The organism is Corynebacterium sp. KPL4035 (assembly GCF_037908325.1).
Classification (GTDB): Bacteria; Actinomycetota; Actinomycetes; order Mycobacteriales; family Mycobacteriaceae; genus Corynebacterium; species Corynebacterium kefirresidentii.
The window spans coordinates 280,942-294,201 of record NZ_JBBMGF010000002.1; the positions used below are offsets into that span (position 1 = coordinate 280,942).

13 protein-coding genes are annotated in these 13,260 nt (G+C 63.7%); 10 read left to right on the forward strand and 3 right to left on the reverse strand.

The genetic code is table 11. The features are described 5' to 3' along the window. Positions 1 to 324: 324 nt before the first annotated feature. From ssd to WMP96_RS03230, 7 genes are read left to right on the forward strand one after another with little or no spacing between them, the layout of a single operon-like run. On the forward strand, positions 325 to 1,392 hold the full coding sequence (ssd, locus tag WMP96_RS03200; protein ID WP_340432140.1) for a septum site-determining protein Ssd: 1,068 nt from the start codon (positions 325 to 327) through the stop codon (positions 1,390 to 1,392). Beyond that, positions 1,389 to 2,567 (forward strand): TadA family conjugal transfer-associated ATPase, encoded by a 1,179-nt coding sequence (locus WMP96_RS03205; RefSeq protein WP_340432141.1) that lies wholly within the window; start codon positions 1,389 to 1,391, stop codon positions 2,565 to 2,567. Before ssd ends, WMP96_RS03205 begins: the two co-directional genes overlap by 4 nt. Then, entirely contained in the window at positions 2,560 to 3,348 is a 789-nt protein-coding gene (locus tag WMP96_RS03210; protein WP_340432142.1) for a type II secretion protein F, read from the forward strand. The genes WMP96_RS03205 and WMP96_RS03210 overlap by 8 nt, the downstream gene beginning before the upstream one ends. Beyond that, entirely contained in the window at positions 3,345 to 3,941 is a 597-nt protein-coding gene (locus tag WMP96_RS03215; protein WP_239204817.1) for a type II secretion system F family protein, read from the forward strand. Before WMP96_RS03210 ends, WMP96_RS03215 begins: the two co-directional genes overlap by 4 nt. Positions 3,942 to 3,965: 24 nt before the next feature. Next, entirely contained in the window at positions 3,966 to 4,154 is a 189-nt protein-coding gene (locus tag WMP96_RS03220) for a DUF4244 domain-containing protein (RefSeq protein WP_023020425.1), read from the forward strand. A 56-nt stretch (positions 4,155 to 4,210) separates the two neighbouring features. After that, positions 4,211 to 4,525 carry a hypothetical protein gene (locus WMP96_RS03225; RefSeq protein ID WP_023020426.1) on the forward strand — a complete coding sequence of 105 codons (315 nt, stop codon included), beginning with the start codon at positions 4,211 to 4,213 and terminating at the stop codon, positions 4,523 to 4,525. Further along, positions 4,518 to 4,844, forward strand: coding sequence for an Rv3654c family TadE-like protein (locus WMP96_RS03230; protein WP_340432143.1), 327 nt, complete (start codon positions 4,518 to 4,520; stop codon positions 4,842 to 4,844). The genes WMP96_RS03225 and WMP96_RS03230 overlap by 8 nt, the downstream gene beginning before the upstream one ends. Before the next feature lie 23 nt (positions 4,845 to 4,867). On the opposite strand, the gene WMP96_RS03235 is transcribed toward WMP96_RS03230, so the two are convergent. Next, positions 4,868 to 7,231, reverse strand: coding sequence for a DEAD/DEAH box helicase (locus WMP96_RS03235; RefSeq protein ID WP_340432144.1), 2,364 nt, complete (start codon positions 7,229 to 7,231; stop codon positions 4,868 to 4,870). 177 nt (positions 7,232 to 7,408) lie between these two features. On the opposite strand from WMP96_RS03235, the gene WMP96_RS03240 reads away from it, so the two are divergent. Continuing rightward, positions 7,409 to 7,612 (forward strand): cold-shock protein, encoded by a 204-nt coding sequence (locus WMP96_RS03240; RefSeq protein WP_086588724.1) that lies wholly within the window; start codon positions 7,409 to 7,411, stop codon positions 7,610 to 7,612. Positions 7,613 to 7,629: 17 nt separating this feature from the next. Here WMP96_RS03240 and WMP96_RS03245 read toward each other — a convergent pair whose 3' ends face one another. Beyond that, the gene (locus WMP96_RS03245; protein WP_086588725.1) at positions 7,630 to 8,259 is read right to left on the reverse strand and encodes a DedA family protein; all 630 of its coding nucleotides are present in this window, start codon (positions 8,257 to 8,259) and stop codon (positions 7,630 to 7,632) included. A gap of 248 nt (positions 8,260 to 8,507) precedes the next feature. Here WMP96_RS03245 and topA point away from each other — a divergent pair, with 248 nt between their 5' ends. Together topA and WMP96_RS03255 are read left to right on the forward strand one after the other, a co-directional pair. Further along, positions 8,508 to 11,483, forward strand: coding sequence for a type I DNA topoisomerase (gene topA, locus WMP96_RS03250; protein WP_340432145.1), 2,976 nt, complete (start codon positions 8,508 to 8,510; stop codon positions 11,481 to 11,483). An 18-nt stretch (positions 11,484 to 11,501) separates the two neighbouring features. Continuing rightward, entirely contained in the window at positions 11,502 to 12,089 is a 588-nt protein-coding gene (locus tag WMP96_RS03255) for a hypothetical protein (RefSeq protein ID WP_340432146.1), read from the forward strand. On the opposite strand, the gene WMP96_RS03260 is transcribed toward WMP96_RS03255, so the two are convergent. Next, a complete protein-coding gene (locus WMP96_RS03260) occupies positions 12,033 to 13,253 on the reverse strand; it encodes a DUF418 domain-containing protein (protein ID WP_445292941.1) in 1,221 nt (406 codons plus the stop codon). The two genes, WMP96_RS03255 and WMP96_RS03260, sit on opposite strands and share 57 nt — an antisense overlap. Between the last annotated feature and the right edge of the window lie 7 nt (positions 13,254 to 13,260).

Consider the following 13,260-nt stretch of genomic DNA (forward strand, 5'->3'; position numbering starts at 1 on the left):
GTCAGCGCCATGGCCGTTGAAAAACTGCTGTTAGCTGTTGTGGTTGGGTGGCGAACATGTCATAATAATGCGTGCAAGGCCCCGATATACTGTGCGGCCTGCCCCGGCTCACCCCCCCGAGGCCGGGTTACTGACGGCCCGTGCGCACACCCCCCGATGCACGGGCCGTCACCTATATTTAGTGCCATGTGATACGAGGTTATCCACAGGTTTTTAGTTGAAGTGGCAACCAAATCAGGACCACACGGTGACTTATCGCGGGTTATCCACAGTGCCACCGGAGAGCCCTCGCTGCGGTTGCACGGATGCTTCAGGCTATGAGGCATGAACGCATTACATCCTGATTCCGCTGCCATCGTCGTTGCCGTCGGTGACGAAGCACTGCGCGCCGAGGCTATCCATGCCGCGGCTGCTACCAGCCACGATGTGCTTACCGTAACCGATCCCCGCGACGTCCCACGCAGTCTGCCAGGCGCCTTTGCGGTCCTGGTTGATTCCCTCATGGCCCGCGTGGTGGCGGCAGCGCAACGCCCCCACACCGCGCCTGTGCCAGTACTATTCCTTGCCGCGGACCCTGGACCGATTGACTATGAAGCGGCATTAGCCTGTCACGCGGAGAGCGCCTTTATCATTCCCGCCCAGGTTAAGGAGCTGCTCGCGGGCATTGCGGCCGCGGGCACCCCGCAGGACACGCGACCGGGTAGCGCCACCATCGCCGTGGTTGGGGCGAGCGGCGGGGTGGGGGCTTCTACCTTCGCGGCCGCCTTGGCCCGCACCCAGTGCGCTGCGGATGGGCGCGCCCTGCTTATCGACGCCCACGCATACTCCGGTGGCCTCGACCTCCTGCTTGGCGTAGAGGCCGAAGCGGGGGCGCGCTGGCCGGAGCTTACCGTAGGCGATGGCAGTATCGATGCCACCGATCTCTACCGCGCGCTGCCGACCACGCCGGATGGGGTAGCGGTGCTTTCGACCGCGCGCAGTACCGTCGCGGATCCCTTCCGCCTGGAAAAGGACCTGCTCGCGCGAGTAGTGGGCGCGGCCCACGCGGGCGAAGGGCTATGCGTGGTGGATTGCACCCCGGAGACCGTTCCGGATGCGTGTACCCACGTGGTCATAGTGGTGGCCGCAGAAGTGCGCTCGGCTGCATCGGCCGCGCAACTAATTGCGCGCTTCGGAGCCGCGCGGCGCAGCTGTGTGGTGGTGCTGCGGCAACGCCAGTGGGCATCGTTAAGCGCGGCGGAAGTAGAAAGCATCATCCACAGCACGGTGTTGGCAGAACTGCCAACGGCCCGGGGCCTTACGCGCGCGGTGGAAATAGGCGGCCTCCCGCAGCGCCTCCCGGCACCCTTGCGCAAGGCTGCACACGCGGTCCTCGAGGAGGTAGGCGCGTGAGTGAGCAGAAAGTAGCACAGGAAACGCTGGAAAAGATGCAGCGTATCATCGCCGCCGAGCCCGACTTGGTGCATGATGCGGCAGCCCTGGCTCGGCGCATCCGTGCAGAAGCCGGCGTGATTAGTGACGTCGCGGTACTCGACCTACTACGCCGCCTGCGCCAGGACGCCACCGGAATGGGCCCGCTTGATGCATTGCTGGGGCGAGAGGGGGTTACCGATGTCGTTGTTAACGGGCCGCATGCGGTATTCATGGACCGCGGCGAGGGCCTCGAACGCACTGACATCACCTTCTGCGATGATGGCGAAGTCCGCCAACTGGCCAGCCGGCTGGCGGCAGCCTCCGGCACGCGCCTCGATGATGCTCAACCTTATGCCGATGGCCGCGTTAGCCGCCCTGATGGCGTCGTCCTGCGCGTCCATGCCTTGCTGAGCCCGCCTGCGGTGGCCGGAACCTGCCTGAGCCTGCGCGTACTGCGCCAAGCCCAGACCACCCTGCCCCAACTAGTAGACAACGGCACGCTGCCAGAAGATATCGCTACGCTGCTGCGCGCTGTGGTGGACAAGCGAGTCTCATTCCTGGTTATAGGTGGAACCGGCTCCGGCAAAACCACCTTGCTATCCGCACTTTTGGGAACCGTCTCCGAGCGCGAACGCATCCTCGTCATCGAAGACACCGCCGAGCTCTCCCCGCACCACCCACACTGCGTTAGCGTGGTCTCGCGCCGGGCCAACGCGGAGGGAAGCGGCGAGGTCACGATGTCACAATTACTCCGACAAGCGCTGCGCATGCGCCCAGACCGCATCGTGGTAGGCGAGATCCGCGGCCGCGAGGTGGTCGATCTCCTCGCCGCCCTCAACACCGGACACGACGGCGGCGCCGGTACGCTCCATGCCAATTCGCTCTTTGAAGTCCCCGCCCGCATGGAGGCCCTCGCCGCCCTTGGCGGCCTGGACCGCGTGGCACTGCACTCACAACTGGCAGCGGCCGTACACATGGTGCTGACCATGGAACGCACCCCGCAGGGCCGCCGCCTTGCCCATATTGGCGTGCTCGAGGGAAACCCGGTTACCCCGCGCATCATCTGGAGTGCCGAAGACGGACCGGCGGATGGCTTTGCGGAATTTTCCGCACAACTTCTGGGCGAGCGCGCCGGGAAGGCCAGCCATGCTTAGTTTCCTCTTGCTCGCCGCCGCGCTGCTCCTGCCCGCGCCCTCGATTGCAGGCCGCTTGGCATCGGCCACGCGCCAGGTACAGGCCAGCTCCGTGGTCATCCTGGGGGCGGTGTTTTGCGGCAGCTTGGTCTTCTACTCGGTGGGTCGCATCAGCATCGCTATCGCCGCCGCCATAATCGCCTGGTGCGTGTCCTGGTACACCAAAGACATGGTGGCCGCGCGTACGCAGCGGCGCGGCCGCGAAGGGCTCGCCGCCTATTTGGGAGTGGTCACCGCGGACCTGCGGGCAGGGGCGACCCTGGCTGGGGCACTTGCCCGCGGGGTGGAGGCCCTGCCGGGAACTACCCCGCGGGAGGTATCCGCCGCACTGGAAGCAACGGCCGCCCTCGCTGCGCGTGGCGCGCCGCCCCACATGGCGCTCACGGATGCGGAGGATACAAAGGCCCTGCCGGAGCTTTCCCGCTTAGGCCACCTGCTGGAGCTTTCCACTTACCACGGTATTGCGGTGGCCAGCTTGCTCGACCAAGCCCAAAGCCGCCTCGATGCTTCTCGACGCCACCAGCAATCCACCTCCGCTAGTCTGCAAGGCCCCCAAGCGACCGCCACGGTGCTCGCGTGCTTGCCAATAGCCGGCATCGCCATGGGCGGGGCCATGGGCGCTAACTCGCTCGGCTTTCTTTTCGGCGGCGGGCTGGGCGGTGTCCTTCTCGTGGTAGGCGTGGCGCTGGCCTGCGGCGGCTTCGCTTGGTCGCGCGTCATTATTCGGAAGGCGGCTGCATGACCCCGCTCATCTTTGTGGCCTTGGCCGCCCTCGTTGGCCTCCCACCGCACACTGGCCGGCTGGCAGTTACCAGTGCGACTGAGACCACCGCCAAGACCCCGCGCGATGGCCCGAAAGCGCGTGGGGGACTGATAAGCAAGCTCAAGCCCGCAGCACCGCTGGACCCGCTGGTAGTAGCAGGTGACGTCGAACTCTTCGCAGCGTGCCTGGCCGCAGGGCTGTCCGTGCACGGAGCCGCCACCGCGGTCGCTCGCACCGCGGACGCTCAGACGCAGGACCTGTGGGAGACCGTCTCCGCGCTGCTAGGCGTTGGAGTTTCCACGCAGTCCGCGTGGGGCCATATGAAGGGCCAGGCGGGGCTGGAGGACTTAGCACAGCTTGTCATCATGTCGGGCCAATCCGGCGCCACCATTGCGGCCGGATGTCATCGAATCTGTACTTCTTTGCGCGCGGAAGCATCCGCCCACGCCACAGCACAGGCGGAGCGCGCAGGAGTATTCATTGCCCTCCCGCTGGCGGTGTGCTTCCTGCCGGCATTCATCGTTCTAGGCCTTGCGCCCGTAGTAATCAGCCTGGGCGCGCAACTTCTCTAAACCTCACTTGAAAGGACACTAATCATGCACGCACTTACTAAGTATCCCCAGCTCATCCGCAATGACGAGGGGATGAGCACCATCGAATATGCCATGGGCTCTCTAGCAGCAGCGGCGCTTGCCGGGGTGCTCTACATGGTCATCAACGGCGGCGGCGTGGTGGATGCCATCGAAGGCATCATAACCGACGCCCTCTCTAATACCCCCAGCTAGCAGCTCTACCTAACCCCAGCCGGCGGGACCATTCCCGCCGGCAGAAAGGAGGAATAATGCACAAGGTATTTGATGACGATGGCTCCGTGACCATCGAGGCCGCCTTAGCTTTAAGCTCCCTAGTCTTGGTCGCGGCGGGAATCGTGGGTGCTATTGCCACGCTGGCATCCTATATCGCCGCTGTGGACATGGCGGGCGCGGCCGCGCGTGCGCATGCCATCGGCGTCGAATACCACCCCGCGCGCGAAGATGCCCAAGTCAGCGTGGAGGAAAGTGGTGGGCTGGTGAAGGCGTCGGTAAGCGTGGAAGCCCCCATCGGCACCATGCGCTCCGAGGCAGTCTTTCCCGCCGAGGTGGGCGGAAATGAGTAAGCCGCAACGCTGGGACGAGGAAGGCTATGCCACCATCGCTGCGGCCGGCATCATTGTCGCCATCGTGAGCCTGCTGCTTATCGTGGCGGCGGTGGGCTCGCGCGTAGCCGCACGCCACGAGGCGCAAGTGGCCGCCGACCTCGCTGCGGTCGCTGGCGCCTGGGCACTTGCTACTGGCGAGGATGCCTGCACCGCCGCGGGCGATACCGCCGCCCTGAATGGCGCCACCCTAGAAACCTGCACCGAATCCGGTCGCGACGTCATCGTCACCGCGGCAGTGCGCGGCCGCTCTACCCAGGCCAAGGCCGGGCCGGTGTGAGCCAGCGGAAGGAGGCAGCGCGGCTAGCCCTGCGTCATGGTGACCAGCGCGCCGAGTAGCTTGATAGCACCATCTTTGCTGAGCGGATTATTTCCGTTGCCGCACTTCGGTGATTGCACGCACGACGGGCAACCGGATTCGCAAGGACACGAGCGCACCGCCTCGAAGGTGGCCTCTATCCATTCGGGGAAGCGGCGGAAGCCTTCTTCAGCAAAGCCGGCACCGCCCGGATGGCCGTCATAGACAAAAACGGTGGGCAGCTGCGTATCGGGGTGCAGTGCGGTGGATACGCCGCCGATATCCCAGCGGTCGCAGGTGGCGATAAGCGGCAGTAAGCCGATGGCGGCGTGCTCGGCCGCGTGTAGGGTGCCGGGCGTATCGGAGGCCGTCACGCCCATGGCGGAAAGTGCCAGCGGATCGATGGTATAGGCCACGGCTCGGGTAACCAGGCGCTGTTCGGGGAGATCGAGGGGGATGTCGTCACCAATGGTGCCATCGGCAAGCCGCACTTGGTAACCGGTGACGCGATCGGTGACCTCTACCTCCACGTCGGCTACCCACAGGCCCGGGGAATAATTGACCAGGTTATCGGCCTCGCGCAGGATGCGGATATCCGTGGTGGAGCGCGGGGTCGTCGAATAATCCGGGGCCTCGGGGCGGGCCAGCGCCAGGTAATCGCTGAGGATGAGTTCCTCGATGACAAAACTTTCGCCTTGGTGCAGGTACACCGCGCCGGGGTGCACCTGACTGGTGGCGCGAGCGGCATCGATGGTGCCGAGCAGGCGGCCGTCGGAAGAATCCACGATCATCACTTCCTCGCCTGACCCGCCGCGCAAGGAAACGGCGGTATGCGCCGTCTCCGGGGAGAGCTCCTCCGGCGAGTGGGCAGGAATGGGTACGGCGAACCAGCCTCGCTCGCGGCGGCGCAGCAGGCCAGACTCGGCCAGCTGATGGACCACGTCCTGGGCTCCCCAGGCAGCAATCGTGGCATCATCCAGTGGTTTTTCTACCGCAGCGCAGTAGACATGGCCGAAAAGGATATAGGGATTGGCGGGGTTGAATACGCTGGCCTCCACCGGCTTGCCCAGCAGCGCCTCGGGATGGTGGACCAGATAGGTATCCATCGGCTCATCGCGGGCGATGAGTACTACGAGCGAGCCCTGCCCGCGGCGGCCGGCGCGCCCGGCCTGCTGCCAAAAACTGGCGACGGTCCCCGGGAAGCCGGCCGTGACCACGGCATCGAGCCCACCGACGTCGATGCCCAGCTCGAGCGCGGAGGTGGTGGCGACGCCGAGCAAGGAGGCGTCGTCAAGCGCGCGCTCTAATGCACGGCGGTCCTCGGCCAGGTAACCCGCGCGGTAGGCGGCGATGCGCTGGGCAAAATCGGGCCGGCCCAAACTACCGGAGAGCACCTCGGCCGCACGCATGGCCACCACCTCGGCCGAGCGGCGCGAACGCACGAAGGTCATGGTGCGCGCACCCTCGGCGATGAAAGAGGCCATCATCTCGGCAGCTTCGGTGGTGGCGGCGCGGCGCACCGGCGCCCCGTGCTCACCCTCGGCGCCCTCGATGAAGCCTGGCTCCCACAGGGCTACGGTGCGCGCACCGGTGGGGGCGGTGTCCTCCGTAATTGCGCGGGCCGGCCGGCCGGTGAGGCGCTGTGCATGCCGGCCCGGGTCCTTCATGGTGGCCGAGGCATAGATAACCGTCGGCCGCGAGCCATAGTGCGCGCACAAGCGCAGCAGCCGCCGCAACACGAGCGCCACATTGGCGCCGAATACGCCCCGGTAGGAATGGCATTCATCGATGACGATGAATTCCAGGTGCCGCAGCAGTCGCGCCCACCGGGCATGCGCCGCCAGCAGGGACATATGCACCATATCCGGGTTGGAAAAAATGAACCGCGAATGATCGCGTACGCCCGCGCGGGATTCCTGCGGCGTATCGCCGTCATAGGGCGCGGGCACCACGGTCTTGAGCGCCGGAATCCCCTGGCACAGCTCCAGCACCGCCTGCAGCTGATCCGAGCCCAGCGCCTTGGTGGGGGTGATATAGAGCGCACAGGCGGTCGGTTCCTGTGCCAACCGGCTCAAAATAGGCAGCTGGTAGCCCAGGGATTTGCCCGAGGAGGTACCGGTAGAAATCACCGCATCCTCGCCCTCCCAGGCGGCCTGTGCGAGTTCAGCCTGGTGCCGATACAGCTTGCCGACGCCCCCTTCTACCAGCTTCTTCCGCAACTGCGGCAATACCCATTCCGGCCACTGCGCATACTGGGCGCGCTTAGGGGGCAGGGTGGTGTGAAAGGTGAGAGTGGACTCATCGAGGCGGCGCTGGATGAATTCGAGGAGCTCTGTTCCCAGGGGATTATCTGTTTCCGGGTGAGACAATTTTTACCCCCTCGTGGGTTTGGTCTATCGCTTTGGCGTGGAACGTGTCACACTGATATAAGGCCAATGATGTCTTGGTGCGGTGTTTACACTTTAAGGTACTGCTAAAGGACGCATTTACCGAACCCCCTTGGTGCGGAATCGCTGCACCGATAAGCAAGAAAAGGACTGCACACCATGGCACAGGGAACCGTTAAGTGGTTTAACTCTGAAAAGGGCTACGGCTTTATCGAGCGCGCGGATGGCGCCGGCGATATCTTCGTCCACTACTCCGAGATTCAGGGCAGCGGTTTTCGCACCCTAGAGGAAAACCAGCAGGTTACCTTCGAGGTGGGTACCGGGCCGAAGGGCGATCAGGCTCAGTCCGTGTCCGTCATCTAGGCGGCCTGTTCTCCCCGCTACGGCGTCTCGGCGTAGCCGCGGCGGGTATCCCACCACTCGGTGAACTTATTCTGCAGCTTCTGCAGGCCTACGCCGATGATGATGGCGGCGACGATGCTGACCACCACGGCGAGTACTGGCGAATTAGAAAAGGCCATGCCGCCGAGATAACCAATGGCCAGCGCCTCGCCAGCCCAGAGGGCGACGCCGATGGTGTCGAAGAAAACAAAGACGATCCACGGGAACCTCATGGACCCCAGCAGGATGGTCATAAACAAGCGTGCTGAAGGGATGAAGCGGGCGATAATAATGGCGGCCCCTCCGCCGCGGCGCATATTTCGCTTGACCCAGTTCAGCCCTTCGTAGGCCTTAGATCCCTTTGGCACGCGCTTAAGCAAGGGCATAAACCGCGTGCCTAGCAGGAAACAGAGATTATCGCCCATCATGGCGGCGATGAGCGCCACGAAGAACATGGTGGGCAGGTGGGGGAAGCCCTGCGAGCCGGACCAGGCGCCGGCCATATTGAGCGGGATTTCTGACGGCAGGACGGGGAAGAAGCAGTCACCAAAGATCAGCGCGGCGACCAGCGGGTAGATCCACTCTGTGGACATGACGGTTTCGATCCACATAGTGATTGTGTCGACCATGAATCCTCCCCGGGTGTCGGCTTAGGTGTGCTATCGTGCCCCACAATGCTTTCACAGTTACTGGGCATTCTAAGTAGGCCAGTATAGACCCGTTCCGTGGGGGTACATAGTGCCCCTGAAAACGACCTTTTGGCAGAACCGCGTATATGGTGCGAGAAAGGAAACACAGATCAACTGTGTACGCTAGGGGCGATTGCTGAAAGCGTGCATACCTTATTGTTCGCATCATCGAAAGGGATGAAGTCGAAGTGGCAGAAGCAGCCGGGCCGGGAAAGACCTTGGTGATCGTCGAGTCGGCGACGAAGGCGAAGAAGATTCAGCCTTACCTCGGAGATAAGTACATCGTGGAGGCCTCCGTAGGCCACATCCGCGATCTTCCCCGCGGCGCTGCGGACGTACCGGCTAAGTATAAGAAGGAATCCTGGGCGCGCCTTGGCGTGAACCCAGAGGACGACTTCGCCCCGCTATATGTGGTGAGCCCCGATAAGAAGAAGAAAGTCGCGGACCTAAAGTCCAAGCTGAAGCAGTGCGATCAGCTCTACCTCGCGACAGACCCCGACCGCGAGGGCGAGGCCATCGCCTGGCACCTGCTTGAGGTCTTAAAGCCCAAGGTTCCGGTACGCCGCATGGTGTTCAACGAGATCACCAAATCGGCCATCCTGGAGGCGGCGGACAATACGCGCGATCTGGATTACAACCTTATCGACGCCCAGGAAACCCGCCGCATCCTCGACCGCCTCTACGGCTATGAGGTCTCCCCGGTGCTGTGGAAGAAGGTCATGCCGCGGCTTTCTGCCGGCCGCGTGCAGTCGGTGGCTACCCGCGTCATCGTCGAGCGCGAGCGCGAGCGTATGGCGTTTATCCCCGCGGATTACTGGGATCTGGCCGCCACGCTAGATACCGGTGCTGCGGATGCGGATAATCCCGCTACATTCGACGCCCGCCTCACGGCCGTCAATAGCAAGCGCGTGGCCCTGGGCCGCGACTTTGATGACCGCGGAAACGTGAAGAGCAAGGACGTCATCGTCATCACCGAGCCGCAGGCCAAGGCGCTAGAAACCGCACTGAGCGGCGCGGACATGCAGGTCGCTGGCGTCGAGCACAAGCCTTATACGCGCAAGCCTTATGCGCCGTTTATGACCTCTACGCTGCAGCAGGAGGCCGGCCGCCGCCTGCACTTTACCTCCGAGCGCACCATGCGCATTGCGCAGCGCCTGTACGAAAACGGCCACATTACTTATATGCGTACTGACTCCACTTCGCTGTCCAAGCAGGGCCTATCAGCTGCGCGCAACTCCGCCACCGGCATCTATGGCGCAGAGTACGTTTCTGATTCCCCGCGTGTTTATGACCGCAAGGTGAAAAACTCCCAGGAGGCTCACGAGGCGATTCGCCCAGCCGGCGAGTCCTTCGCCACCCCGGGCCAGCTCTCCGGTCAATTGGACGCGGAGGAGTTTAAGCTCTATGACCTGATTTGGAAGCGCACCGTCGCCTCCCAGATGGCCGATGTCAAGGGAACCTCCATGAAGGTCACCGTGGCCGGCACCGCCACCACGGATAATGGCAGCTATGACGTGGAATTCTCCGCCACCGGCCGCACCATTACCTTCCCGGGCTTCCTGAAGGCCTATGGCGCAGATGACGCCAAGGGTGACAAGAAGGGCGAGACCCACCTGCCACATTTGGAAGAGGGTCGCGCCCTGAACGCCAAGGAGGTCTCCGCCGAGGGCCACTCCACCAACCCGCCGGCGCGCTATACCGAGGCCAGCTTGGTCAAGAAAATGGAGGACTTGGGTATCGGCCGCCCGTCCACGTATGCGTCCATTATCAAGACCATCCAGGACCGCGGCTATGTGGTCTCGCGCGGCAATGCGCTGGTGCCATCGTGGGTTGCCTTTGCCGTCGTGGGACTGTTGGAGGAGAACTTTACCGAGCTGGTCGACTATGACTTCACCTCTTCTATGGAGGATGAGCTGGACCAGATTGCTACCGGTATCGAGGACGGCACCGCCTGGCTCAATGGCTTTTATTTCGGCAACGCCGAGGCCAACGAGCAAAAGGCGGCCTCCATTGCCCGCCACGGTGGCTTGAAATCGCTTATCGACGTCAACCTAGAAGCCATCGATGCCCGCAAGGTCAACTCCCTGCGCCTTTACACCGATACCGAGGGCCGCGATGTCTTCGTCCGTGTGGGCCGCTATGGCCCGTATATCGAGCGCGCCGTCGGCACCAATGACGACGGCAGCATCGAGTACCAGCGCGCTAACCTCTCTGAAACCGTCACTCCGGACGGCTTGAACGAGGAGCTGGCGGAAAAACTCTTTGCCACCCCACAGGGCGGCCGCGAACTGGGTGAAAACCCGGCAAATGGGCGCATGATTGTGGCTAAGGAGGGCCGCTTCGGCCCGTATGTCACCGAGGTGGTCCGCGATGATGAGCGGGAGAAGGCCGAGGGCGAGGCCGAAGAGATCGTCGCCAAAGAGCGGGCCGAGGAGGATAAGCAACGCGCCGAGGAGGGCAAGCGCGCCAAGAATTGGGAGACCAAGACGGCCGCAAAGCAGAAGGAAAAGCGCGTCAAGGAGTACATCGAGAATAAGCTGAAGCCGGGTACGGCCTCACTGTTTAGCTCGATGGAACCCTCTACGGTGACTCTCGAAGAAGCCCTCCAGCTGCTGTCCCTGCCGCGCGAGGTGGGCGAGGATGACGGCGTGATGATCACCGCCCAAAATGGCCGCTACGGCCCGTACTTGAAGAAGGGGACCGATTCGCGCTCTTTGGCCAAGGAAGAGCAGATCTTCACCATCACCTTGGACGAGGCCCGCCGCATCTATGCCGAGCCGAAGCGTCGCGGCCGCGCCGCGGCCCAGCCGCCGATCAAGCAGCTAGGCGATAATGACGTCTCCGGCAAGCCCATGACCGTCAAGGATGGCCGCTTCGGCCCGTATGTCACCGACGGCACTACCAATGCCTCCCTGCGCCGCGGTGATGACCCGGAGCAGCTTACCGACGCCCGCGCGAACGAGCTCCTCTCCGAGCGCCGCGCCAAGGAAGCATCCGGCGAAACCAAGAAGAAGTCCACCAAGAAGTCCTCTAAGAAGACGACCAAGAAGAAGGCGACTAAGAAGGCCACCAAAAAGTCCACGAAGAAGGCCGGCAAGAAGGCAACCAAGAAACCATCGCCCGGCACGAAGAACGTGGTAAAGGCCGGCTCGCGCAAGAAATAACCGCGTAAGGTAGCGGACATGAACGATTTCCTTGCCCGCACCCAGGAAGGCGCTGCGGCCCTGCGGCGCGCCGTATCCGATATCAGCGCACAGCCGCAGCTTATCGCCTCGGTCCGCGAAGACCCCGCCGTTGGCGCAGGTGTCCTAGCCGGGATCATTGCCCAAGTGGAAAAGGCCCGCACCCTGACCCATCCTTCGGTGCTGGGCGTGGCGGCTTTAACGGCGAACCACGCCGCCTATGCATGGGGCCTATATCGCCGCGGCGCGCGCAACGATGCCTTAGGTTGGGGCCTGCGCGCGGCCGCATGGGGTGCGAGCGTTGCCGCTACCCGTAGCCAGCCGACGTCCGCCGCAGTCGCGGTGGGTGGCGCGGCCGTGCTTGCCACCTCGGCATTGGCGGGCGATCCAGTGCTGCGCACCGACGCCGGCAAGGGCATGAGTCACGGCGCTAATGTGCTCGTCGCGGCCGAGGGGCTAACCGCCTTGCGTGTGGCGCTGAAGCAGCGCAAACACAAGGCGCGGCTAGTGCGCGCGGCCGAAGCCGGCGCCCTAGTTATCGGCCATCTGCTGCTGATTGACGGCCTTAGCCGCACCCGAGCGCGGTAACTGCGGCTGCATCGTCGGACCATAGGAAAGGCGGCGGTGCACCGCCTCGAAGGGGCCGCGGCGGCCGCAGGCCTCCAGCACGCAGGCGAAGATGAGAGTGGCCAACCACACCGCGAAGGCCATCGCCGCTTGGCCGAAGGCGCCCAGCTCGTGACCGAAGTTCAGCATAAACGGGTGCACGAGGCAGAAAAAGAGGATGGACTGCCCCACATAGCCGCTCATGGAGCGCTTGCCCAGCGCCGCAAAGGGCCATAATACTGCGGGCAGCGGTGCGCCGGCCGAAAGTCGCTCCTGTGCTGGCTGCAGCACCAACGCGAGTCCGGCCAGGATACCGGGGCCAGTGAAGACGCCGAGGAAAGAGTTGGCATTATTGGCTGCATTCGCCCAGCGCTGCTCGATGACCCCAAGCGTGCTCAAAGACCACAAGGTACCGATAACCACGGTAATGACCACCGCGACGGCCACCCAGCGCAGGAGGGTGGGGCGGTGAGAGGGGACGTCGGCAAGCACGCCTTGGCGCGCCCACACAAAGCCCACCAGCATGACGGGCAGGTACATCAATAAAATGATCGGCGTGGCCAAGGCCTGGCTGCCTAGGGTGACAAGCTGGCTGAGCAGCAAATCGGGGTAGGACTCGATGGTGCCGATGCCCTCCGTGGCCACCACGCCGAGGGGATCCAGCGCGCCGGAAATGAAGGCCACAATCCCGCCCAGCGCGCATAGTGCGAATAGAATATAGGCCACGCGCATGAGGGAGGAATCCCGCTTGCGCAGCAGGAATGCAATCACGATTCCGGCCACGCCATAGAAGAACATGATGTCGCCCCAAAACAGCAGCACCATGTGCGCCGCTCCCATCACTGCCAAGAAGGCATAGCGCTTGGCGATGACCCTGCGCGCCCCCTGCACCGGAAACCCGCGCCGCCACAGACTCAGCGCGATGAGCCCCACGCCAAAACCCAGCAGGGTGGAAAACATGGGCAGGCCGCGGTTGTGGACAAAGAAGGCGGCGAAGACGACGGCCGCCTTATCCCACACGCTGCCATCGATGATGCCGCCGAAATAACTTGCTGGCCGGTCGGTGGTGATGATCCACGCCGTGGTCATATTGGCCATGGCGATGCCTAGAAGGGCCATGCCGCGCGCCACATCGGGCACGATCATGCGGGGC

Excerpts from the sequence above, each read along its gene's own strand:
- ssd (WP_340432140.1), top strand. The coding sequence starts at position 325 with ATGAACGCATTACATCCTGATTCCGCTGCCATCGTCGTTGCCGTCGGT.
- WMP96_RS03225 (WP_023020426.1), top strand. The coding sequence starts at position 4,211 with ATGCACAAGGTATTTGATGACGATGGCTCCGTGACCATCGAGGCCGCC.
- WMP96_RS03245 (WP_086588725.1), bottom strand. The coding sequence starts at position 8,259 with ATGGTCGACACAATCACTATGTGGATCGAAACCGTCATGTCCACAGAG.
- WMP96_RS03255 (WP_340432146.1), top strand. The coding sequence starts at position 11,502 with ATGAACGATTTCCTTGCCCGCACCCAGGAAGGCGCTGCGGCCCTGCGG.
- WMP96_RS03215 (WP_239204817.1), top strand. The coding sequence starts at position 3,345 with ATGACCCCGCTCATCTTTGTGGCCTTGGCCGCCCTCGTTGGCCTCCCA.
- WMP96_RS03240 (WP_086588724.1), top strand. The coding sequence starts at position 7,409 with ATGGCACAGGGAACCGTTAAGTGGTTTAACTCTGAAAAGGGCTACGGC.
- WMP96_RS03230 (WP_340432143.1), top strand. The coding sequence starts at position 4,518 with ATGAGTAAGCCGCAACGCTGGGACGAGGAAGGCTATGCCACCATCGCT.
- WMP96_RS03260 (WP_445292941.1), bottom strand. The coding sequence starts at position 13,253 with ATGATCGTGCCCGATGTGGCGCGCGGCATGGCCCTTCTAGGCATCGCC.
- WMP96_RS03220 (WP_023020425.1), top strand. The coding sequence starts at position 3,966 with ATGCACGCACTTACTAAGTATCCCCAGCTCATCCGCAATGACGAGGGG.
- WMP96_RS03210 (WP_340432142.1), top strand. The coding sequence starts at position 2,560 with ATGCTTAGTTTCCTCTTGCTCGCCGCCGCGCTGCTCCTGCCCGCGCCC.